General features: G+C 43.8%; 26 protein-coding genes. 1 reads left to right on the top strand and 25 read right to left on the bottom strand.

Translation table 11 applies throughout. From position 1 onward, the window contains the following. Positions 1–235: 235 nt before the first annotated feature. The 3 genes from H9625_RS13080 to H9625_RS13070 all read right to left on the bottom strand — a co-directional run bounded on the left by H9625_RS13080 (position 236) and on the right by H9625_RS13070 (position 1,834). Positions 236–1,276, bottom strand: a complete 1,041-nt coding sequence (locus H9625_RS13080) for a hypothetical protein (RefSeq protein WP_191764737.1) — start codon at positions 1,274–1,276, stop codon at positions 236–238. Between the two features lie 128 nt (positions 1,277–1,404). Continuing rightward, on the bottom strand, positions 1,405–1,644 hold the full coding sequence (locus tag H9625_RS13075) for a hypothetical protein (protein WP_191764735.1): 240 nt from the start codon (positions 1,642–1,644) through the stop codon (positions 1,405–1,407). Then, positions 1,631–1,834: a hypothetical protein gene (locus H9625_RS13070; protein ID WP_191764734.1), complete on the bottom strand. Its 204-nt coding sequence runs from the start codon at positions 1,832–1,834 to the stop codon at positions 1,631–1,633. The genes H9625_RS13075 and H9625_RS13070 overlap by 14 nt, the downstream gene beginning before the upstream one ends. A gap of 27 nt (positions 1,835–1,861) precedes the next feature. On the opposite strand from H9625_RS13070, the gene H9625_RS13065 reads away from it, so the two are divergent. Next, positions 1,862–2,080 carry a hypothetical protein gene (locus H9625_RS13065; protein ID WP_191764732.1) on the top strand — a complete coding sequence of 73 codons (219 nt, stop codon included), beginning with the start codon at positions 1,862–1,864 and terminating at the stop codon, positions 2,078–2,080. Between the two features lie 474 nt (positions 2,081–2,554). Here the strand turns inward: H9625_RS13065 and H9625_RS13060 are convergent, their stop codons facing one another. The 22 genes from H9625_RS13060 to H9625_RS12955 all read right to left on the bottom strand — a co-directional run. Beyond that, entirely contained in the window at positions 2,555–3,682 is a 1,128-nt protein-coding gene (locus tag H9625_RS13060; RefSeq protein WP_191764730.1) for an HIRAN domain-containing protein, read from the bottom strand. 13 nt (positions 3,683–3,695) lie between these two features. Then, the gene (locus tag H9625_RS13055) at positions 3,696–4,223 is read right to left on the bottom strand and encodes a hypothetical protein (RefSeq protein WP_191764728.1); all 528 of its coding nucleotides are present in this window, start codon (positions 4,221–4,223) and stop codon (positions 3,696–3,698) included. Between the two features lie 4 nt (positions 4,224–4,227). Next, positions 4,228–5,088, bottom strand: coding sequence for an exonuclease domain-containing protein (locus H9625_RS13050; RefSeq protein ID WP_191764727.1), 861 nt, complete (start codon positions 5,086–5,088; stop codon positions 4,228–4,230). Between the two features lie 134 nt (positions 5,089–5,222). Beyond that, the gene (locus tag H9625_RS13045) at positions 5,223–5,699 is read right to left on the bottom strand and encodes a hypothetical protein (protein WP_191764725.1); all 477 of its coding nucleotides are present in this window, start codon (positions 5,697–5,699) and stop codon (positions 5,223–5,225) included. A 5-nt stretch (positions 5,700–5,704) separates the two neighbouring features. Further along, complete coding sequence (locus H9625_RS13040) at positions 5,705–6,109, bottom strand: helix-turn-helix domain-containing protein (RefSeq protein WP_225226429.1); 405 nt, start codon at positions 6,107–6,109, stop codon at positions 5,705–5,707. Next, positions 6,109–6,582, bottom strand: a complete 474-nt coding sequence (locus tag H9625_RS13035; protein WP_191764723.1) for a hypothetical protein — start codon at positions 6,580–6,582, stop codon at positions 6,109–6,111. Before H9625_RS13035 ends, H9625_RS13040 begins: the two co-directional genes overlap by 1 nt. A gap of 213 nt (positions 6,583–6,795) precedes the next feature. Then, positions 6,796–7,401: a JAB domain-containing protein gene (locus H9625_RS13030; RefSeq protein ID WP_191764721.1), complete on the bottom strand. Its 606-nt coding sequence runs from the start codon at positions 7,399–7,401 to the stop codon at positions 6,796–6,798. A gap of 19 nt (positions 7,402–7,420) precedes the next feature. Then, positions 7,421–7,972, bottom strand: a complete 552-nt coding sequence (locus H9625_RS13025; RefSeq protein WP_225226428.1) for a phosphoribosyltransferase — start codon at positions 7,970–7,972, stop codon at positions 7,421–7,423. An 820-nt stretch (positions 7,973–8,792) separates the two neighbouring features. Further along, positions 8,793–10,400, bottom strand: coding sequence for a hypothetical protein (locus H9625_RS13020; protein ID WP_191764719.1), 1,608 nt, complete (start codon positions 10,398–10,400; stop codon positions 8,793–8,795). Beyond that, entirely contained in the window at positions 10,397–11,020 is a 624-nt protein-coding gene (locus tag H9625_RS13015) for a hypothetical protein (protein ID WP_191764717.1), read from the bottom strand. The genes H9625_RS13020 and H9625_RS13015 overlap by 4 nt, the downstream gene beginning before the upstream one ends. Positions 11,021–11,022: 2 nt before the next feature. Continuing rightward, positions 11,023–11,304: a hypothetical protein gene (locus H9625_RS13010; protein WP_191764716.1), complete on the bottom strand. Its 282-nt coding sequence runs from the start codon at positions 11,302–11,304 to the stop codon at positions 11,023–11,025. Next, positions 11,279–11,779 carry a C4-dicarboxylate ABC transporter gene (locus H9625_RS13005; RefSeq protein WP_191764714.1) on the bottom strand — a complete coding sequence of 167 codons (501 nt, stop codon included), beginning with the start codon at positions 11,777–11,779 and terminating at the stop codon, positions 11,279–11,281. The genes H9625_RS13010 and H9625_RS13005 overlap by 26 nt, the downstream gene beginning before the upstream one ends. Beyond that, positions 11,776–12,579 carry a hypothetical protein gene (locus H9625_RS13000; protein ID WP_191764712.1) on the bottom strand — a complete coding sequence of 268 codons (804 nt, stop codon included), beginning with the start codon at positions 12,577–12,579 and terminating at the stop codon, positions 11,776–11,778. Before H9625_RS13000 ends, H9625_RS13005 begins: the two co-directional genes overlap by 4 nt. 19 nt (positions 12,580–12,598) lie before the next feature. Next, positions 12,599–13,201, bottom strand: coding sequence for a hypothetical protein (locus H9625_RS12995; RefSeq protein WP_191764710.1), 603 nt, complete (start codon positions 13,199–13,201; stop codon positions 12,599–12,601). Positions 13,202–13,204: 3 nt separating this feature from the next. Continuing rightward, positions 13,205–14,200 (bottom strand): hypothetical protein, encoded by a 996-nt coding sequence (locus H9625_RS12990; protein WP_191764708.1) that lies wholly within the window; start codon positions 14,198–14,200, stop codon positions 13,205–13,207. 1 nt (position 14,201) lies between these two features. After that, positions 14,202–15,230, bottom strand: coding sequence for a Clp protease ClpP (locus tag H9625_RS12985; protein WP_191764705.1), 1,029 nt, complete (start codon positions 15,228–15,230; stop codon positions 14,202–14,204). 58 nt (positions 15,231–15,288) lie between these two features. After that, on the bottom strand, positions 15,289–15,651 hold the full coding sequence (locus H9625_RS12980; protein ID WP_191764703.1) for a hypothetical protein: 363 nt from the start codon (positions 15,649–15,651) through the stop codon (positions 15,289–15,291). 111 nt (positions 15,652–15,762) lie between these two features. Further along, complete coding sequence (locus H9625_RS12975; protein ID WP_191764701.1) at positions 15,763–16,245, bottom strand: hypothetical protein; 483 nt, start codon at positions 16,243–16,245, stop codon at positions 15,763–15,765. Positions 16,246–16,702: 457 nt separating this feature from the next. Continuing rightward, positions 16,703–19,903, bottom strand: coding sequence for a DNA primase (gene dnaG / locus H9625_RS12970; protein WP_191764699.1), 3,201 nt, complete (start codon positions 19,901–19,903; stop codon positions 16,703–16,705). Positions 19,904–19,964: 61 nt separating this feature from the next. Continuing rightward, positions 19,965–20,222 (bottom strand): hypothetical protein, encoded by a 258-nt coding sequence (locus H9625_RS12965; protein WP_087251464.1) that lies wholly within the window; start codon positions 20,220–20,222, stop codon positions 19,965–19,967. After that, positions 20,219–20,446: a hypothetical protein gene (locus tag H9625_RS12960; RefSeq protein ID WP_140406985.1), complete on the bottom strand. Its 228-nt coding sequence runs from the start codon at positions 20,444–20,446 to the stop codon at positions 20,219–20,221. Before H9625_RS12960 ends, H9625_RS12965 begins: the two co-directional genes overlap by 4 nt. Before the next feature lie 205 nt (positions 20,447–20,651). Further along, the coding region (locus H9625_RS12955) for a response regulator transcription factor (RefSeq protein ID WP_225226427.1) at positions 20,652–21,264 on the bottom strand (613 nt) is incomplete at its 5' end.

Genomic DNA, 21,264 nt, shown 5'->3' with positions numbered 1-21,264 from the left:
AGGTAAATTGTCATGTTGTTAATTTCGAAAAGGGATATGTCGCGGAAGGAACGGATTAAGCCGGATGCCGGGAGGCGAACCCGATGGAGTCCTTGTCGCCAGTGCGAGCCGACGCACACCGCGCCTTTGTATTCCAGAATGTCACCTGTGCTGAGCTTCCAGAGCTTCAGGTTGCAGGGCTGCCCGGACTCGAGCAGTCTTAATGCGTCTTTGATATGTATTACGTTCATAGGCTTTAATTGTATGTGTCATCGAATGAGTCGTCGAAAATGTCCGGAAGCAGACGGATCCGCTGCTGGTACCGGGATGCGAAGATGTAGGAAACAGTGAAAGCAAACAGTCCGTCGTCTTCATCGCTCCGGCTGGTATTGCTTTCGGTGATGGTTATCGAAATGTCGCCGGATTCATCCATCTGCCAAACTTCGGTAGCCCTTGCCACGTCGTCGGCCAGGTTGAACATGCCTTCGGGGATGTAACCTGTATTGAGTGTGTGCTTGCGCTGCTCGTCTACGTAATAGTTCTTGTATTGCCCGGCGAAGTAAGCTGCACTCCGGGTCAGTTCCGGCTCTACCGTATCTCCGCCCACAAAGTAGAATGTTTCGACGCATCCGAACGAGTTCCGGAACTTCAGGCCAACGGATTCCGGTTGGTCCTGGTCTACGCGGAAAGTCTGCTTCCGGGCACCGGCCAGGATGGTATACCGTAACAGCCGGTAGCCGGACTGGGTGAATCGGGAAGGGGAAACGTCTACGGAACGGATGCCGTTGTCGGCCACATTGCCCAGAGAGCGGGTGGATTTGAGCAGCTGGTTCTGGTCGTTGACGAAGACACATTCTGCCGTCACGGGAATAGTTGTGCCGCCTGAAGACAAACTTCCGGTAGTAAGATAGAGGGTTTCCGTGCGGTTGAAAGAGGTTATTTTGTCACGCCCTGCCAAGGTCGTCAGGAAATAGTTCGTCACGAAATCTACTCCACTGCAGGGGATGATGGGACGGCATAACAGCACCGTGAAGGTCTTGCTGATGGTTGTTTCACTGGAAGCAGATACCTCGTAGCTGAACTGAAGCATCGGTGAACCGATAAGGTAAGGCTCCATGAGGGAAAACAAATCAAGAATGTGTATCTGGTTGCTGGTGTCCTGAGTATAGGTTTCTTGCAGAATGACCGTATTTGCTTGCTTCAGCACAAAGGTTACCCTTTTGTCTGCGCTGATTGTGAAGTTGTCCAGCTGTGAGGACAGGACGAAATCGGGTATATCTTGTGGAATAGTGAGCATAAATCTTTGTTTTTCTCAAAGATACCCGGCTCCGGAAAGGGGTAAAAAGACAAAAGGTGCAGCGTCCTCACGACGCCACACCTCGATATAAATGTAGAAAAAATGTAATCATCTAAAAAACTTGCAGTCTATTTGCGCTGCATCATCCATGCCGGCCGGCCATCGGGGCTGATGGTGAGTTTGTAATTTAACTCTACCAGGGTAGCGGCAATCTGGTTGATGCTGATTTCTGCCATATCTGACAGCTCATCCTGAATTTGTTGGGATGTTTTGTAGATAACACTGTCACTCTCCTTGTCTACCGGAAGATATTCCTGGAAGTAGCGGAGAAGGATATATTTGTCGAATTTGATTTTATCGGTTGCCATATTCTGTCTCCTTTCTGTCGTTTAAAGCGCGTTGAATTAAATTACTGAGCTGCTCCATTTCGGGACGAGTGCAGCATAGTTTTTCACTTCCGTACATAAGAATACTATACTGTTCGAACAGTACCGCTTCCTCTTCGTATGCTTGGTATTTATCGACACGGAATATAGGTTGCTGTGAAGAGTCGGTCATCGCAAACCTCCTTTCTTGCAAAGTAAAATGGAACAAGCAAACCAGCAGAGGCAGGCAATGGCGGCCAGCCAATGGGTGAATACGGAACAGGTTAAGATACAGAAAGAAGCCAGTGCCTGGGAAATGAGCACAGCTTGGCGGTTGGAAACTTTCTCTTCCATGATGGAGGAGAACAATACATTTTCACGATTCAGCCATAACGATATACGGCTTTGTTTTGCCTGGTTTGCAGGCAATGCAATTTGATTTTTCATTTTTGGTAAGCATTAAAATGAAACAATAAATAATTAAATTACGGAGAGGAAACAAAAAAGTTCCGCTCCCCGTTGCTTACCACCTGAAACAGGCTGTGGGTGCATTAACACTCCACACGGGACGGAACTTATACGATATAGTAAACCACAAGGCATAAAAAATGCCCGCAGCATAAAATGGCGAGCCATCTCGCCTGTTTCAAATGGTAAGCATTGCAAATGTATGTTTTTGTTTTGAAATAGCAAAAGAAAAAGCAGAAACTTTTTTATGGTTTCCGCTTTTTATAGAGCCTTTCAGTCATGTTTTCAGTACTTCCTAAGGAGTACTTCAGTACTGCCATGGAAGTACTGGAGTACTTTCAGGGAAGTACAGCTGTACTGGCTAAGGAGTACTGAGTGTGATTAATTTTTCTTGTTATTCATAAATAGCAAAGCGTATCAATGAAATTAAAGATAGCCTAAAGTCTTATTGCTCTTGTTTCAGTTTCTCTAATCTCTTTTCATATTTTAGTTTGTTTGATTCTGAAAGTTTATTTTTTAGAGCATATTCAAGCATCCTTGTTTCATTTGATTTGTCATTTAACTTCCGATAGCATTGGATGATTCTGTCAGTTAAGTTTAAAACAAACTTATCTTTATTGAAGTAAAAAAGATAAAGGTCAAGTGCTTCTTTATATTTTCCTTCCTTTTGGAGAGAATACGCTTTGTCCAGTTCTCCTTTTTCATTCTGTTTGTTGATGTAATATTCTACAGATTTTAGCCGTGATTCATATTCTGGAATGTATTCTTCTTTGCCTTCGTCTTTACATACTGCAATAATCTGCTGTATCAATTCTTTTTCTTTATCATAGGCTTTCATTTTACGATAGCAAAAGCAAGCCTGGTGTAAAGAATACAGTCCAGATTCATTTGCAGCGCATGACAAAAATATCTCAACGGCTTTTTCAGGCTCACTATATTTTAATTTTTCAGCAAGCTCCAAATCGGGGTTGGTTTCATGGGCAAGACTACGCTCGGTAGTAATCTTGACAGTTACTCCATTGCCTATGTATTGCCCTTCTTTAGATGTCATCTTCTGAACTTTTAAGTCATCATCCGGAACACGTGCATCAAAAGGCAGAAAAGCGTTGGCATATATAAATGGTACATCGTCATTAGTTACTTTAGATACGATACATTTATATATTTTGTCCTTATATGCAAAGAAGCACATGGAATACTTTTTCTCTACATAACCAATATGATGCCCATCGGAAGTTAATACCATCATTGCAAATGAGTCATAATCATTATATGCTTCATGAATTAAAGTAAGTTCATCACCTACTCGAACATTTCTTGCTGCATTAATATCGGCTTGAGAGCGATAGGATGTACCCTTCACTGCAAAATTCACTTTTTTTGCAGTGGAAGGTATTTCTTTAGCTTTTTGCGTATTAGATGCATGATTTAATTGTGTTCTGTTATTGTCATAATTTGAAGTATTGCTACTTATCGTTCCATTGGATTTGTTATTTGAAGAGTCGTTCGATTTTTTCAAATAAGCGATAAATATAAATCCAGCTAAAAATATTATAAGGATAAATCCAATCATACTTGTTTATGTCTCAAAATAAATTCTGTTGTTGTGGCTCCTTGGTAGATTCTTTATATTTCTTAATCATGCCGAGCATCAGTTCATCTCTTTCTATACCCTGGTTGATTGCTTCAATCATCTGCGGAGTCGTGTTCTTATCTTTCAAGTCCTTCTTGTTCTGACGAAGCTGGCCACTTGCCCGGGTGTTTAATGATTCAAGTACGATAGATTCTGTAGTGAATTTCAGTTTCCGGTAAGGAGTTGCGCTACCGTTGATCAGATCTTCGAGCATCTGGAAGAACTCGTCTTTCTCTCCGCTCTTGAATTTGTTCATCAGGTAATCTGATACTACCACGACGTCAAGGTCTTTGTCGAAGTTCGTGGTTCTGGCATATCCGCCCACATTACCCAGCAGCTGCATGAAGATGTCCAGCCTTCCTGCCATTCCTGGAGAGATAAAGATTTCACGATTGTAGAATGTCAATTCTCCACTGTCCATAAAGGTCTTGAACCACAAAGCGTCGTAGGTCAAGTTTACATTTTCTTTTTTGATTGCCATATTCTTAGTGTTTAATTATTTCGTTCATAATTTCGCATAATTCTTTCTCGTAAATGAGCCGGATGTTCTTTCCTTTGGCATTGAGCTCTTCAATCTTCTTGAGTTTAGACGGGCCGGCACCTTCTCCGACAATGACAATGTTTGTCTTGCCTGATATTGTCGTATTTATGTCTGCACCGAATGATTTCAGGATAGAACCTAGTTCATCGCGGTCAGGGTAAGCGCAAAAGATGCCTGTAATCACTACTTTTTTCTGGAAGAAAATCGTATCCTTGTTTTCTACGTCTTCTTCGGATAAAGGCATCAGGGTGTCATGGTCGTACTTGCGAGCTTCCTTATTTGCCATTACTTCCTTCAGGTCATAATGTGCAAGGTCTTTCGCCAGGTGTCCCTGGTAGCAGAGATAGAGCTTTGCACAGGCTTCCGCATCAGCCAGTGCGTCGTGATGGTTGACAAGCTGGATGCCGTTTTCTTCACAGCATGCTTTCAAGCCTTTTCCGTAAAGTTCGAGTGTATCGACGTAGTGGCTTAGGTCAATGCCGGTCAGACCATAGTATTCCATACAGCTTCTGAAGACGTTGATGTCTGTGGAGCTTTTATGGCATACAATCGGAAGATCTTCGATTAAGGATTTTAGTAAAGGGAACAGTTCGGAGAAGGTGGGAGCATCTGTAACCATCTCATCTGTCAGGCCGTGTACATGGGTGTTACGTTCAGTCCTGGAGTCTGGTATCGGTTTGATAAGTGAGTAGAACTTCTGGCTAATAACCCCATTGTGGACTCTTACAAGCCCTATGGCGCATGCACTGGTCAGCTCCGGTGTCATGGTTTCAAAGTCTATTGCGACAAAATCTTGTGTTTTCATTTGGCCTATTAAATTTGTTATAAAAATAATAGTCCAAATGTAATAAAATGTTGAGAGGAGGGCAAAAAATAAGCGGAAACTTTTGGGAAGTTTCCGCCTATATATAGCATATGTTTTAACAAATCAGTTTTGAATCAATCTTCATCTTTTATCTCTTTTTTCCTCTTTTTATTTTGAAACTTAACCTGTTTTATTAAACTAGAAGCACCATTAAAAGGTAAATATAAATCTTTTAGTGCTGTATTTTTGACATGTGAACTTAGGAACATGCGACCTGTTATAAAAGCCTCCTGAATTACAACATCCATAATTTCATCAGGAATATACAAAAAAGACTCATCTTTATCCTTTTTTATAATTGTATCCATATTTTCAAAATACAATACATATATAAATTTAGAATCAGCAACTTCTACGCCTGCTTTATTTGCATAAAAAGCAGTCGCTTCAATCGATAATGTTGAATTATCTTCGTTTATCTTAATTTTAAAACCAAATCCAGGATTTATATCAGTTTCACATTTTTCTTTTGTTTCTGGAATAAGATTTTCTTTTAAACTATAGTCTAATTCCGCAACATGTATCAATTGAATTTTTCGTGTATCTGACATAATAATTAGCTATTTAAGTTTAACATGAAACAACTATCCACATATTTGTTCGTTTTATGAGCAGATGTAGGAGTTGAAAAACCAGATAAGATGATTGGAAATAATTGACAAACTGTCTGCTCTTCTTTTTGTTGTGCCACATTATTACAAACGGATAATATTGGCTCTCCCAAAGCACATTCTAATTTTATTATAGTAGAAATTGTGAAATTATGAGTTCCACGCATCCATTTACTAATTTCCGCTTCACTTTTACCTAATTTTTCTGCTAAATCTTTTTGAGACATACCTTTTTCTTGTAGAATATCATAAATTCTATCTACAATTTTAAAAGATAAATCAACAAATTCTTTTGCTTCGTTTGATACAGTTCTTTTACGGGCCTCAAACAAACTATTCTTTTTCATCATTATCTTACAAAATTTAAATTACCCACGATGGTCTTATCATTAAGTTGAATATTACCTTTTTGTCGTCGGGTATTTATAAAACGACTTGTATCTATTAATAATTCGACAAATGGTCTTAGCGTCGGGCTTTCTTGCCAAGTATCTGCATCTTTAATACCTCCATTACCTAATATTAAAATTTTATCGCTTAATCTCAAACAATACAATCGAATATTATTAGTTTCAATAGGAATAGCACCAACTCCATCTCCATATTTCCCTTCAGGTTTAAAATATCGAGATAGAGCTCCTTTTTCTGTTATTTTTTCAATCCATCTAATAATAATGTCAATATCTTCTTTATACTCACAATCATCAGGGAATTTCTCAAGAAATTTCTCGAATTCAGTTAGTTTCTCATCTTTTAATCGTATTGTATAGAGATTTAAATTATCATTTTCGTCAAATAATTCTAGACAATATTTTTGATTCATAACTTAACTTATAAGTTAATACGATGCAAATATACATATAGATTTAAAATAAACCAATAATTAAATCAAAGAAAATCGCAAATATTTTGCGTAAAAAACAAAATACCTTATTTCCCGCCGCCCGATTTTGCTTGTGTCAGCAGGCAAAATCGGGCGGCGGGCGGCCGCGACGCTACCCACCTCCCTAAACGCTGCTACGGCCATTTGCAGCCCCTACAGTCTACCTTCGTCTCCGTAGCTGTAATAACTTTCATCCGTTACTATCACGTGGTCAAGAAGCCTGATATTCATAATTCGTCCGGCTTCCAGTAAGGCATGTGTCAGACGGTCGTCGTCCTTACTTGGTTGAAAATTACCTGACGGGTGATTGTGGCAGAGTATCATGGATGTGGCACTGCAAGAAAGGGCCTCACGCAAAATCACTCTTACATCTACCTGAGTAGACGCCAGCCCTCCAACTGAGATACGCTGTTTGCGGATGATTCGGGCTGCCTGATTCAGGAAGATAACCCAACATTCCTCTACTTTCAGGTCTGCCATGTAGGGAAGCATCACTTCGTAAACATCTGCGCTGGAAGTTATACGCTTGTAGTTGTTCTTCCGTTCCTTGATTCTCTTGTATAGTTCAATGACTGCCAGTGCCATATCTCGGCGTGCCGGTGTCAGCAGGTTGCAAATGTCTTCTATCGACACATTACTACCGTTCGCTAACATGGCGTTCACCTGATTGCTTGTTTCCTTGTTGTTGGTAAGCTGATAAACTACTTCTGCGTCGCTCAAGTGGCGGCATTCTCCGCAAATTTCGAATAAATCTTTCATAATGTTGTTTATTAAATTGTTAGACAAATAAGGTTTTCGCTAAAAACATTCCACCGATAACGGATGCGCCAAAACTTTCAAGGTGGCAGGCAAAACGAGCGTAGGAGTAACCAAGGGTTATCACATCATCGAAGACAAGCACTTTTTTATCTTTGAAAAACTCCTTGTCGAAGTTGATTACCTGCACGTCGTTTACGTGCTTCCCTGATTTGCTCTCGTGGATTGCCAGTCGTTCACCCTCTACCGTGATATGGCTGTATCCGTTTACCGTTCCCGATAGTCTGGCCACTTCTTCCGAAAACTCCCTGTATCGGATTTCATTTTTCCGCTGGCTGCTGGCTGGGATACAGGCAAACACCATGTCACTCACTGACGTGCCAAACTGCTCACGGATTTTCTTTGCGACAAGCTGGGCTGCTGAAACGGCACATTTACCGTCTTTGAACGCCCAAACGTATTTTCTCACCTGCCAGTCTCTTGCGCTGGCTTGATATTTTGTGGGCAGGTAGTCAAAGAAGTTGAACATGTACTTTCTGCACTGGTTTAGCATGGATTCGGTAAAGGTTTTCATATCAGTGGTTTTTAGAGTTTTATTCTTGAACCTCGAGCCGAGGTAGTGAGCCTTTTTTCTGCTCTTCCTTCTCTGAGGTTTTTTTTATTCCGTCGCCTTTCGCTGTCGGTTTGTTTCGCCTTTTACACTGCGTCAAAAGGTGTTGCCAGCCGTGAAAGACAAGTTTTCACCGTAAAGCCCTGCCTTGAATACTACCCTGGAAGGGTGGAGATTTTTACAGTGAACAGCGCCTGAACTTGGCATACGGCAGGCAACATTTACCTTTGCAGTGATGAAAAGGCGTAACCGGCAGTGAGAGGTGACACCGATGTAAATTCCGAAGAGAAGAACAGAAGAGCAGTCAAACAATACATAGCTTTAGCTATACCGCCAGTAGGGAAAGCAATGGGGCGGGTGGGCCGCTGCGTGAACGCTATCTCCAGCCCAGAAAGACTACCGAGTGTCTTTCTACCTTGTTACCCGGGAAATTCTCTGAATTTTCCGGGCGCCAGCAGATTGTGAGCTAGTAGATTAGCCTGAAAAAACAGGTCAAAACAGGGGTGTTTGCTTGGATTTTCCGGCCATCCGAAACGAAAACGGCACACAATCAAACGAATACGCCCGCCAAACACCGCATTTTATGCGGACGTCGGGAATCCGACCCCCCACCGCCCTACGCCACAGTTAACAGATGTTAACCTTCGAAAATCGGAATATGTAACGGCACACCTTTCTACGCGCACGGTACACGCCAACTCGCGCACAAAAAAACAGCCCCGACAACCATCTGCACGGTCATCAGGGCTTACCCTAAGAATAAAACTAATTAGCTTATTGAAAACTACATAGAGGATGTTACAAACATGTCGAATGTCATCTGGGGGAAACGTTCGCAGCCGATACACAGCGTATCGAACGCATCCGAACCGTCCGTTCTCGCCTGAAGCTGGTCTTCTTCTGTCTCTGCCAGCTTTTCACCCCGCTTGTCTTTGCCGCCGTTGTACACGCCTGCAGTCTGCACGGAGATAAGCAGGTCTTCGTTGTTCTGTTCGTTGAAGAAGGGGATGAGTTTAGCCTTTCCGGCAAACATACGGTTGAGGAGTAGCCACTTCTCGATGTGCTTCATCGGGGGACCTATATAGACAGAACGCACCTTCCAACCTCTGTCCTGGAAAGCACGCTCGATGACGTAATGAAAGTCTTCGTCATTGACCGCATAGTTTGAGCCTAAGGCCGTACTGTCGTAATAGAATATCACTTCCTTGTGTCGCTGGTGTCGGTAATACTTGCAGAAGTCATCCACTAGGGCCTCGAGCTTACGTTCGTATTTTACCCAGAACGACTTAATTACCTTCAGCCGGTTCCGGTCCGGCTGGCCGGCTACCAGCCAGTTGATGTTGGCATTAAAGTCAAAGGCGATGCAGATGGGCTTATCCCTATCGAGGTCAGCATCCATCAGGCAGGAAGGCTCCTTGATTTTGTCGAACTGATATTCCAGGCTGTCCAGGTAGCTGAAGTCAGTCGCATTGTATTTGTGCCCTTCCGTCATGCTGGAGTAGAAGCCGTCTCGACTGATACCGATACGTCGGCAGAGGATGGCCGTCTGAAAGGTAAGTGGGGGAAGGTCACGCTTCATCTGATTAATGAATGCTTCACCCAGCAGCTGCATGTTCTCAATCGTGGAGAACTCGCGGTACAGAACTGCCACAGAGCCCATGCGGCACACGTCACGGTTCAGGGTACGCAGATAATCCTTCAAGTACAAAGGAACCGGTTCAGATTTAGCCTGAAGGTCGCGGATGCGTTTCTTCGTCCGCCAAATCTCATGTACTGTCGCCTGGATGACTTCAATCAGTTCCGGGTCGCACTTCTTTTCGTAATCCAGGAACCAGGAACCTTTCTTTGTGACTGGCATATCGGAGGTAATCAGCATGCCATGGTGGAAGTAGTGATGGCCGAAATACTGCTTGTTACCACGGTTTGCCGGAAGAGTTTCGTCCTTCAGCTGCTCGAAGTCGATGTACTTTGCTTCATCGATGTCCAGGTAATCCAGTGAAAAGGAGTTGGAAGTTCCGGAACGGTCCTGGCTGATGATGTAACCTATCGAGCCGTTGTAGAAGGAAATGACATTCTCCCAGTTGTCGGGCTGGAAGATGGGTTCACCCCATCCCCAGGACTTCGGCGGTTTCTTGCCGATGGTCCAATGTACGTCGCGCTTGAACCCCCAGCGTTGCCAGTGGATCAGCATGGACGGGATGGTGTTGGTGAGGGCACGCTTACAGTTGGCCGCCACAAATCCTGTGATGCTTCCTGGCATGCGCTGCATGTTGCGCAGGTTGATGGCGGCATGAATAGGACCTTTACCCCAACCACGTCCGGCACAAAGCACTATGTCTTTTGCCGGGGTGAACAGAACCTGCTGCTGGGTGTCATGGAAGTATTCTCTCATGGTTCGGATGTCTCCTGTGATTTTTTAGGGTTGAAAATGTCGTCTTCGTTGAAGTCGGCATCCTCAAACTGGATGTCCTGGACATCCTCATTCATGTACTGCTTTATCTTATCCGCAATGCGTTGCCGGATGTTCGGTATCGGTTTGATTCCGATAATCGTCGGGTCGCTGTCCGGCTGGAAGGGTTGCACCACAATCTTGTCGTAGCCTAAATCCTTGGCATCCTCCTTGTCGAGCTGCATGTATTTGGCGTAGTAGTTGTCACAGGCGGCCATCGCCCGGGCGTCCTTCATGCGCTTGGCCATCTCGTAACTCTCTTCGTTGCGCTGGATGAAGCGATAACGATGGTAGTCCTTGGTGGCTTTGTTCAAATCACCCAGCAGGTATTTGATGATGCGGATGTCTTCGTAGGCAGCTGACTTCTGTATCTGGTATCGCTTCTGAAGCTCGAGCACTATTTCCTGTTCCCGTATGCGCGGGTACTGGAGCCAGTAATTATACATGTCCCGAAGCCGGAGCAGACGCTGCTGGATGACTTCGGGAATGTTACGCTCTCGCATCTCCTCGACCGAGGCGAAGAGGTTTTCTTTGGCAATATCAATTGTGGCGGGTAATGGCATAGTTATAAATCTTCGTCTGAATCCATGTCACGGATGTAAGAACCCATAAGCTGCACTGCCAGCGGGCTTCCGGCTTCTGCCAGTTCCAGCTCGTTTTGCCGGATCTGCAATGCCCGTTCGGCTTTCCCTTTGCGGTAGGCTATGCTGACCGGATGCGACTTGTCGGAAATGATTTCTCGCAGACAGCGTTCGTCTACGTCCATCAAGACTGCAATATCCGATACTGGAGTGAGCATCGTGGCAAGTTCCTTGATTCTGTCAATCTGTGCTGAAGTGAATTCCATTGAGGTGTATGCTACGGGTATTAATAATCTCTGAAAACTGGTCTCGTAAGGTGAGGAAGATGTCAGGCTGCGTCGTGATCATCGCACATTCGGTCCGGTTTCCTCGCGTCTGGTTCTGGCTGGTAACGACTGTGACCATCCAGCGGTCGTTTTCGATAAGCAGTACCTTGGAATGATTCTCCGTGAGGTACACATCATCGAATACGGAAGACATAAAGGTGTACAGATTTACAGTCTTCTTGGCTGCCTTCAGGTCGGCCATCAGGACAGAGTGAAGAATCAGCTGCCGTTTTCGGAGGGAGAACAATCTGCGCAAGAACTCCTCGGAAGTAGAGAAGGTGGACACGTAGACTTTAGCCGGTCCGGTCTGTGACAGGATGAACTCGAGGACATCAAAAAGCTGAAGCCGGTTATCCAGGTACGCCTGTAACGGCACATCGGATAACGGCTTCAGCAATCGGTTTACATGTTTCATGCTTTCAACCCTAATTCACGTAAGGCATTCACCTGGTCTTCTCCTACGTTGTTTCCGGTGGAGATAAGGAAGTCGTATCTCTGCTGTACTTTGGCCAGCAGCTTCTCGTACTTCTTCTGGTCTCCGGATTCCTTCAGCTCTGCCAGTTTCTTCTTGTTATCTGACAGATAGCCGCGGGCTGCACTGACTTTTTTGGCCATTTCAGCGGGGTCTTCAGGTGATTCACCTTCTGTACCGCCGGCACCCTGAGTGTCCGGATTGAAATGGTCGTACTTGTCCATGTTATCCCGATATCTGGCATCCAGCTCTTCCAATTGCTTCAGGTATTCGTACCTGTCGCATGGAAGAGCACCCTTCATGGTTTTCAATGTTTCAAAAGTCTGCTTCAGGCGGAAGTAGATATCCTTATTGTCTTCCCAAAGCTGACGGATCTCTTCGGGCAATGAATCGTGATCCGCGCGTTTACCCTTTGCGATGGTAGCTTCTTGCGGTGTGTCGTCATCGGAACTGATTTCAGGCTGAAAGGTGGCCAGCGTTTCCGCTACTGCCGGAACCAGCTCTTTATCCATCTTGACTACATCTTGAATCGTCTTGCGGTCCAGACGGATCGCCAGATATTTCTTCAGCTCATACTCAATCTTGCTCGCAAACTTCTGCGGATTGCGGGAAATATTCTGAAACAGAATGCGGTTTCGGGTCAGTTTGAGTACCATTTCCGCACCTTTCATCAGGTCACGCTTAGCCGGCTCCGTATTGAGCCAGCCTTGCATGTCTGTAGTTAACTGTTCATCTATATACATAACTGTATTCTCCTTTTAATTAGCCTCCCGGAAGGATGGTACTACCATCTTCTCCGGAAATTTCGCCATCTTCCGTTTCGATTTTACCCGTATAGAACGGTGACGGGCAAATATCTGTACATTGTGCCTCGAGAGTGGTGCCTGCGGTACCGGTATCTCCTTCTCCCGAAGTTTGAGAAATGGTAACTGAAGGATCAAAAGCTTCAGAGCCGATTACACGGAACTTAGCATTCTTCTGCTGGCACAGAAATATCAGCTCATCGACATTAGCCTGACGACAAAAGCCTGACGCTTCTTCGTCAGTACCAGCATGGACCAACGTGGCTTTATTCAGGAAGGTCTTAGATGGAACTTCACCCTGTGACTCTGCACTGATGGACGACTTCGGTGTCAGCAATTCAATGTACTGCCATTTCTTGTCGGCAGCCAAAACAAAGTCACCTTCGTAGGTTGCCAAAGCAGCCATACTCTCTGCCCCGTCAATCGCCGGAAGTGCCGGCCATTTTTCGATCCAACTTTTCGGGATAAAGTATACTTTACGTCTAATACCCGGTGTCGATGTCTGACCTGGACACCAGGAAAGGGACTCGTACATCCCTTTGCTTGTACAATCTACTGCCATAACTTAACCTCCTATTCCAGCGACAACCGGAGTTGAACCGTCGACGGTACCAACCAGCAGACGCTCTTTAGAAATTGATTCAAATTCTGTACCGAAGTACATTGTAGCGATGTAATCCAGTTTGAATGCATGATGCTTCTCAACGGTAATGTTCTCCGCATCGGCACCATTGCCAAAACCTACGAGCATATTGCTCTTGGTAGTCAGGTGGATGAACGGTGAACCTGCCTTATTCGCCAGCGGAACCAATTCGCAACGGCCATTGGAACCTTCGAGTACCGTTTTTTCAAAACTGGTGTTATAAGGTACATGCCCCACAGTCGCCTGGTAATCGTCTACATAATTATCGTACACTCCCTGAGGAATAAACAATTTAGTTTGCGTTTCACGCAAAACCGGATCAGCTGCACGGTAAAATGCTTTCAAGACATCTACGGCGTTATCTTTACTGATTGCTTCGATGGTGAACATATTACCCAAATCAGTAGAGATTTTAGCTGCGTCTTTTTCAGTTTTGGTAATGGTGTCAAAACCATTGAAAAGTTCTTTGGTCTTGGTTCCACTGTCGTTACGTTTCGCGTTCCAAATAGAAGCATTCAAGTTACCACCCATTTTCGCAGTCAGGAAAGCCAGCACCTGGCGGGCAATATCTAAATTTTTCAAAGCCTCTCCTTTTGTAATCAGATTACCGTAAATGGTCTGCCATACAGAGTTAGGAGAAAACTTCTTTACTACACTACCGAGAAAGGTTTCTAATGTACGCGGATTGATAGATACTCCATCAGTATCTTCACGTCCTTCGTCATAAGGTCCCAGCTCAATATCGCCAGATAATTCGCCTACCACTTCTTTACCGCGAACACCCGGTCTTTGTGTCATGTGCTGTAAAGTTGTACCCAATGCCAGTACCGGCATCATCAGTAATTCTTTTCGATAACGAACAGCCGACTTGGCCAGCTGCTCATCCGTAATTTTTACGTATCCAGTTGTGTCTGCCATCTTATAACAAATCTTTTACGTCGTTAAACAATTCTTTAGCAGTGTTTAGTTTTGCAATGTCGTCATCCTCACCTTCATCACCATTGATGTGTGTGGTTTCCTCACCATCATTTTTTTGCAGGTTTTCATTCTGCTTCTTCAGATCGGAAATCTGATTGTCTTTATCAGAAGATTCCTGCTCCAGATGGGCGATGTGGTCATTGAGGGCCTTGACCTGATCTTCGGTAAGCATCACCTTACCATCTTTGTCAACTTCCACACCCTCTATTTTCAAGATGGAATTGACTTTCTGATAATCCTTTTTCATTTGTTTTGACTGATTAAGTGATTTATTTTGTGTCTGTGCAGCTTCCGGCTGATGTCCTTTTAAGAACTTATTGACGAAATTATTGAACCAGCTGGGAGCTGTATCAGCTTCCTGACTTTGTGTCCTATCTATGGCGGGCAATGCCGGCAGGTGGAACATGTTAAACTTTGTCTTCATCGAGTCGTCGAAGTTCAGTTTCGAACCTTCTTCTACGATTTCATCAATGAATCCGTATTCAAGTGCTTCTTGTGCAGTAAGCCAGCGGCCCTCTTTTAAAATAGGAAGAATGTCATCTACCTTTTTCTTGCACTTGTTGGCGTAGAGATTGGCCAATACCAAATCCATCTTATCATTCTCCAGCTTGTTAGCCTTCAGATCATCAATGAGCTGTTGAATCTGGTCGGCATTGTAATTACCCCAGGCATCTACCCTGTTCGATACTTTGTGGATAAGATAAAACGCATATTTGGACATACAGGTTTTCTTGGCTCCAGTAGCCAGAATGGTAGCTGCACTCGCCACATAACCGAAAAGATAGCACGTCACATTACCGTGATCAAGGAACTGCTGCCGGATGTCGAGCGCATCATCCACCGAACCGCCTAGGGATGATATGCGTACATTGACAGGCTTGTTCTTGAAGCCTGACATCTGACTACGGATATAGTTCTTTGAATATCCCCATGGGCCGATGTGTGAATCAATACTAAGGTTATATTCCATATTATCGAAAATTAATCTATGCAATATTAACACCTTATATATACAGCATAAAAAGACCTTAATCTAATATGGAAAGCATCGGAATGGTAGAAGTCAGGGTAACAGTAACTGTCACGCCAGACTTTCCGCTGGCTGCGGAAGGAAATGACTCTTCATTTTGAATGATCGGATAAGGCTTGTCTGCGCATCCGATCAGGAACTGGGAGCCGGTGATGGTTGTCACCTTAAAGCAGAACTTCTTGGAACCAGGTAACAGCTTCTCTGTCCGAAACATGGTGAGTTTGGTAGTGAAAACTCGCTGTTTGTTCTCGATTTTGTCGGAAATCTCTACTGAACTCAGCCCGATGGTTGAAATTGGGTTGAATTGTTGATAGACATTCAACCATACTCCACGGTCGGCTATAATGTCTGAATGTTGCAAGTGATAGGCTTCAATACATTCAACTTTTCTAATGTTCTGAATTAAATGTACCATAATTATCATTGTTAGGTTATGCGTGTTCGGTGTTGTACGGTGCTGTTTAAAATCGTCTCACTCGTCCGTGCGATTTCGGGTTAAAGAACCTAAAAAGATACCTTTTTTGTTGTAGGAATCTCTCATACGGTAATATTTCTGACGAACGGTTTCGGAATAATCGTCATCGATACCATGCATTTCGCACCAGGCAGCAATGGTCTTGTTAAGTCCGCAGTTCCGGCGAGTCAGATCGCTTATTTCGTTCCAAAGATTGGCACGAAACAAGTCCTCAATTGTTTCTTTTACGGCAGCTTTTGCTTTTTTGCCAAGGTAATTGTAATACTGTGGAGGTTTAGCTTTGCTGTCGGGTATGCAAATGGCAGTAAGTCCATCGGCTGCCAGCTCCGGACGAATGTCTTCCGGGCGTTTGCGAAGGAAGCGTCGAATCACAGCATTCTCGTTACTTTGTGCCGGAAAAACAACTGGATCGCCTAAAGAATGGACAAGCCATTGCCGAAGGTAAGGCTCCAGACGGAGATAGAAAACAATGTTGCTCATAAGAAAGTAAGTAATATTTATATTTGATTTCAATTATATATATCAAAAATAAGGCTTTTGATATTAGAATCCAAAAGAATTTCTCCAGCTATGACACATATTTTGCCTTCTACACCTTCTACACTTTCTACAAAATCGGATAAATATTGATTATCAATAATTTATGAGATTTTATATTTTCTACAAGTGTAGAAATCTTGTAGAAAATGAAACATTTTGTAGAAGGTTTTATGTTTTTCTTCAATTTGTAGAAAAATGTAGAAAGATTGTAGAAGGTATGTAGAATATATAAGTACCTCTTTTTCAACATTGTAGAAAGTGTAGAAGGTGTAGAAGCCGTTTTCTCCCCGTGGAAATAGCCTGAGCATCCCAAAGAATGGGTATGAAAATAAAAAAGGCAACCACTTCACAGCGGCTGCCTTTACACTCTCAGACAATCAATTAAAATTGTAATATCTCATTCATTATCATCCATCAATGCATCACTTTCTTGCCCTTCTACCTCCACCTCAAGATTAATGTTATATGTTTCGCGAATCATGCGATAGTCGAAACAAAGGGCCACATCGGGAGTAGAGGTTTTCTTGTAGGAAATACCTCCGGTAGGTGTTGTTTCCATCTTCTGAACTTCTACACCTCGCTGAATGTTCTTGAAGCGAACAGAGTTCTTCTTCCCCATGTACTCCTTGGAGTTCTCCAGGTAGTATATAAGCGAACCTTCAGGAAGTATGGAATCTCCTACCTGCTTGCCGAACTTTTTATACAACATGAAGATACGGTTTTTACGCATCATCAGGATAGCTTTTGGTTCCTGGTATTGTTGTTCAATCTTAATCAGACTGCTTTTGAAACGATTCAGGTATTCGATGCGGTAATCTCCTTCGATGAAGATTTCACCATCCTGTTGCAGATAGGATACTACATTCCAGAAATTGGCCAGTTCATTATTGCTCTTGCATTCAGCATTCTGCAGCAGAATACCATCTACTGTCACCTGCCGGATATCCGGATAAGAAAACGGAATATCCAGCACCCCCTCGAGCGTACGAAATGCGGCCAGCGGTATGATCCAGTTACGAAGGATTCGATCTTCCACCTTTTCGGCTCCGAGAGCTTCTAATACGTCGGACAGACAGGTATGATAGTTGCTGATGAACTGCTGTTCCATCCGCGCCCGGTGGCGAAGTATCTGGAGCGTCAAGTGAGTGAGTCCCCGTTTACGAATCTCTACCAGTTCGTTGTATCGGCGTTTCTCTTCCTCTGTGAACTCCGATTTGGCAAAGGTAAGAAATATCAGACGGCTGAACAGAGCGATGTCGGCGGTTGCCATCTCCTGACCGGAAAGAATTACTCCGGAGTCTACGGCAGTTATCTCACGCTTTTTGTCACGATCCATGTTCATGCGTGACCGACCGGCACCGTCCCAAAGCCCTTTGAGGTATTCGCGTTTATCGATATCAATATTATTCTTGAACTCGTCAATATGTACCAGGGCATTGGCACACTGTGCCACCAGGTCGGCCAACGCCGGTATGGTAGCATTCTGGATATTGGGAGGAATGTTCTCGATAATGAACAATGCCATCAGACTGTGTCCGAGTTCAGACTTACCGGAACCTTTGGGACCAAACAAGTTTAATATGGGAAAGCTCTTGGTATATCCAGTGATAATGTCACGAAACAAAGTAGCCAGCAGAAAACAGATTCCTACCTTGGCATTGTCACCGAATACCCCGACCAGTTTGGAAAAGTATTCCTTCAGACTTATGGAAGAATAATTAAGGTGAACGAACCTACGTTCGAACTGGAACAACTTGTCGTCATCACGATAGATCAGACTACTTGCAGGAAGATAGAAGTTGCCTTTCTCACCCAACCGCACAATACCATATTCATCAGCCGGATGCCATTCCGTATCAAAAACTCCGTTGCCAAACGCATAGAATCCTTTACGCTGCCATCCCAACTGGGTGATTTCAGTAGCCGTTTCAGTCTGTTCATAAAGATACATCTTCAGGCGTGTCATTTCTTTTTCACTGGCCAGCCAGATATAATTGCCCAATCCCTCAACCTTCTGCTTGAACTTGGAGAGGGATACCAGGTCTTCCTGCTTCATTTCCACAATTTCCTCCTGACGGTTCTGGTTCTTGATACGATACAAACGTTTAGGCATCAAGGAGTCTTTGATATGGAACATCGGTAGCATGATGAAGTTAGACCACTGGAACTCCTTGCCGTCGTTAGTGGAATAATAGCAGTTGTTGGATTCAAAGAAACCGTATTTTGCCAGCAGATCCCGATTGATGACTTGCGATTTACCGGCTTTGGATTCATTGATCTTCTTTTTCTCCCGGTTGATGGCCATCGACCAAAGATTCTTGTTATTGTATGTATCTCTCAGTTTAGCCAGGTACATAGCCTCTTTGACCTCGTCGCCGACCATTGCAACAAGTTTGGCAATCTGGCTGACTGCCGCGCTTTTATCTTCAGTCGTACCATCTTTGTTGAACGCATATCCGGCATACCAGGTAATGAAGTCTTGTTCTTCCAACTGGTTGAAACGGCTGATGTTCGTACAATACGAATCCGGATCATTCTTCAGGTTGCCTTCACCCAGTGGTATTTCACGCACTGAAACGGAGAAACCACACTCCATAGCCAGCACACCGCTTTTTATCACAGCTGCAATGCCGGTACCGTATGGAGCATCTACTGGTTTTGGGTCAGCGTCCGGAAGAAAACACAGCGTTGTAGCGTATCTCTTCAATTGTTCAAACTGCCCTTTAGTCCAGGCAGAACCCAGCGAGGCGATGGTATTGTTGACTCCAATGGATTGCAGGCGCATGACATCGGGTGCACCCTCTACACAATAGAATTTCTCTTCTTTGGCTGCCTGACGGATGGCATTATCTATACCGAAAATACTGCTTCCTTTGTGATACAAATCACTTTCACAGGAATTCAGATATTTCGGTGTACCATCCACTTCGCTCATGTCGCGGGCCGTCCATCCGATAATATTCCGGAAGCGATCACGGATTGGGATCATAATACGGTCACGGTAGAAATCATAGTATCCCCCGTTTTTCTTCTTACGGATCAGTCCCATTTCTTCCATCAATTCCAATGACAATCCCTTGGATGCTGCCATCTCTGATAACTGGGACCAGTCTGCCAGAGCATATCCGATACCCATTTCTACCGGAAATGAATCACCCCAGCGCTGTCGGATCTTGGCACGTGCTGCGTCTGCTTCCGGACGGGACAGGTTCTGAAGGAATACTTCGGCTGCAAACTGATTGATGATCTGCATGGATTCGCGTTTCTTCTGACGACGTATTTCGTCGGCTGAAGGCTTCTCCTGTTCATCGTCGATATGTATTCCGTATTTATCGGCCAGCCAGAAACAAGCTTCACGAAAATTCATGTGATTGTACTTCTGTACGAACTTGATGACGTTACCACCTTCTTTGCAGGCACCAAAGCAATACCATGTACCCCGTCCAGGTTCCACCATGAAAGAAGGAGTATCTTCTGTATGAAACGGACAACAAGCCTTATACCTGGCACCCGCACGCTTGAGCTCCACAAAACCGGATATCACGTCTACAATGTCCGCACGGTCGAGAATTTTTTCAATATCACTATTCGATATCATGTCTTTGAGTGTTTAGATACGTCGAATATCGATGATTTGTCGTGTAAATAAAAACTGAGTACTACTTGGATAATGGGATGTCATACTGGCGCAACCGAGAGTTGCTGTTTATGGCATAACAACGGCCGAAACCATCCCATCGCACTCTTCTGTGCCATGTAACATTCTGTTTTACCCCATTTACAAGTACCCGTTTCAGTTCCGGTACCGCACCGATAATTTTGCGGATCTCCTGAGATTTATCCGTATAAAAAACGTGTTCGAAGGTATAACCGGGATTAAAGTTTTCCCATTCATGCATTTTATGTAGTTTGTTCATAATCCATCTTCGATTTCTGTTGTTCTCCAATTCATTTCACTAGACATATAGTCCAAAATAAAAATCTGCTCATTCTGAGAATAAGACTTCAGGTTTTCATAGATAAAGGCAAGTTCTGCTTTGGCAATTTCCATTAATGCTTCACCATGAGGTGAGAGATATCCAATGCCAGCTATTTTAGCTTGTATTTCCGGATTACGGTTTTTGTCACTTAAATTGTCCATAACTATCAAAATCTGTGTAACACAAAGAAATTAGAACTTTATTGATGAAAAGCTCTCAATAAAAATCACGAACTTCGTCAAGACTATCGGTATCTATTCGACAACGTATAATGAGGTGCGTATTGTCCAATCGTACAATAACCCTCCAAACTCTATATCTATGCTTTCTCATATATTTAATCGGGTAATTTTATCATATCCAGTTTCACACACAACCATACGTTTTGTTATACCAGGAAGCAATTTCCCGAGTATTATCTAATCTGAGTTTGAACTTAATTTGCTGTATCAAGTTGTGTACGGTATTGATGGAAATATATAGCAAATCGGCAATCTCCTGATTGCTGTATCCTTCAGCCAATAGCTCAGCTACCTCTAACTGTCTGCCTTTGATGACAGAACTGCGCTGTGGCAAACAAATAATGCCCTCGTACCGGCAATCTCCGCTACCTCTCAGTGGACAATGAACCTGTTCTATGTTCACGTTGCCATGCCGGTCTAAATCCCATTTGAGCGTATCCGATTCACCGCAGTTGCAGCGTAGAAAACGACTCGCCATCAGAAAATGATAATATCGCTTATTCTGCTGAGAACGGATATAGCATTGCTCCAGGGCTTTGTATGCATCTGCATAACAATCATGCACGGTAGTCAGTACTTCTTCGATAATATCCACAGTTTTTTCGGACAATGTATAAGACTGGTTATCCTTCCAATATCCAACCTTACCTGAAGGAGTATTATAGTCAAAAGTAAGTGAAATGCGAATAATTCGTTTAAAAGTTGTATCTTTACGGCATGGAAATGCAGTTGTCGAC

The sequence above is a fragment of the Phocaeicola intestinalis genome, assembly GCF_014837065.1.
Taxonomy (GTDB): Bacteria; Bacteroidota; Bacteroidia; order Bacteroidales; family Bacteroidaceae; genus Phocaeicola; species Phocaeicola intestinalis.
The sequence above is the reverse complement of the archived record's forward strand: the minus strand, read 5'-3'. Positions and strand labels throughout refer to the sequence as shown.

Bases quoted from the DNA above. Each gene is read 5' to 3' on its own strand.
- H9625_RS13075 (WP_191764735.1), bottom strand. From the start codon at position 1,644: ATGGCAACCGATAAAATCAAATTCGACAAATATATCCTTCTCCGCTAC.
- H9625_RS12995 (WP_191764710.1), bottom strand. From the start codon at position 13,201: ATGGCAGTAGATTGTACAAGCAAAGGGATGTACGAGTCCCTTTCCTGG.
- H9625_RS13020 (WP_191764719.1), bottom strand. From the start codon at position 10,400: ATGAGAGAATACTTCCATGACACCCAGCAGCAGGTTCTGTTCACCCCG.
- H9625_RS13005 (WP_191764714.1), bottom strand. From the start codon at position 11,779: ATGAAACATGTAAACCGATTGCTGAAGCCGTTATCCGATGTGCCGTTA.
- H9625_RS13025 (WP_225226428.1), bottom strand. From the start codon at position 7,972: ATGAAAACCTTTACCGAATCCATGCTAAACCAGTGCAGAAAGTACATG.
- H9625_RS13050 (WP_191764727.1), bottom strand. From the start codon at position 5,088: ATGAAAACACAAGATTTTGTCGCAATAGACTTTGAAACCATGACACCG.
- H9625_RS12975 (WP_191764701.1), bottom strand. From the start codon at position 16,245: ATGAGCAACATTGTTTTCTATCTCCGTCTGGAGCCTTACCTTCGGCAA.
- H9625_RS12990 (WP_191764708.1), bottom strand. From the start codon at position 14,200: ATGGCAGACACAACTGGATACGTAAAAATTACGGATGAGCAGCTGGCC.
- dnaG (WP_191764699.1), bottom strand. From the start codon at position 19,903: ATGATATCGAATAGTGATATTGAAAAAATTCTCGACCGTGCGGACATT.
- H9625_RS13045 (WP_191764725.1), bottom strand. From the start codon at position 5,699: ATGTCAGATACACGAAAAATTCAATTGATACATGTTGCGGAATTAGAC.
- H9625_RS13000 (WP_191764712.1), bottom strand. From the start codon at position 12,579: ATGTATATAGATGAACAGTTAACTACAGACATGCAAGGCTGGCTCAAT.
- H9625_RS13080 (WP_191764737.1), bottom strand. From the start codon at position 1,276: ATGCTCACTATTCCACAAGATATACCCGATTTCGTCCTGTCCTCACAG.
- H9625_RS13065 (WP_191764732.1), top strand. From the start codon at position 1,862: ATGGAACAAGCAAACCAGCAGAGGCAGGCAATGGCGGCCAGCCAATGG.
- H9625_RS13010 (WP_191764716.1), bottom strand. From the start codon at position 11,304: ATGGAATTCACTTCAGCACAGATTGACAGAATCAAGGAACTTGCCACG.
- H9625_RS13030 (WP_191764721.1), bottom strand. From the start codon at position 7,401: ATGAAAGATTTATTCGAAATTTGCGGAGAATGCCGCCACTTGAGCGAC.
- H9625_RS12960 (WP_140406985.1), bottom strand. From the start codon at position 20,446: ATGGACAATTTAAGTGACAAAAACCGTAATCCGGAAATACAAGCTAAA.
- H9625_RS13040 (WP_225226429.1), bottom strand. From the start codon at position 6,109: ATGATGAAAAAGAATAGTTTGTTTGAGGCCCGTAAAAGAACTGTATCA.
- H9625_RS13060 (WP_191764730.1), bottom strand. From the start codon at position 3,682: ATGATTGGATTTATCCTTATAATATTTTTAGCTGGATTTATATTTATC.
- H9625_RS12985 (WP_191764705.1), bottom strand. From the start codon at position 15,230: ATGGAATATAACCTTAGTATTGATTCACACATCGGCCCATGGGGATAT.
- H9625_RS13055 (WP_191764728.1), bottom strand. From the start codon at position 4,223: ATGGCAATCAAAAAAGAAAATGTAAACTTGACCTACGACGCTTTGTGG.
- H9625_RS13070 (WP_191764734.1), bottom strand. From the start codon at position 1,834: ATGACCGACTCTTCACAGCAACCTATATTCCGTGTCGATAAATACCAA.
- H9625_RS13015 (WP_191764717.1), bottom strand. From the start codon at position 11,020: ATGCCATTACCCGCCACAATTGATATTGCCAAAGAAAACCTCTTCGCC.
- H9625_RS12965 (WP_087251464.1), bottom strand. From the start codon at position 20,222: ATGAACAAACTACATAAAATGCATGAATGGGAAAACTTTAATCCCGGT.
- H9625_RS13035 (WP_191764723.1), bottom strand. From the start codon at position 6,582: ATGAATCAAAAATATTGTCTAGAATTATTTGACGAAAATGATAATTTA.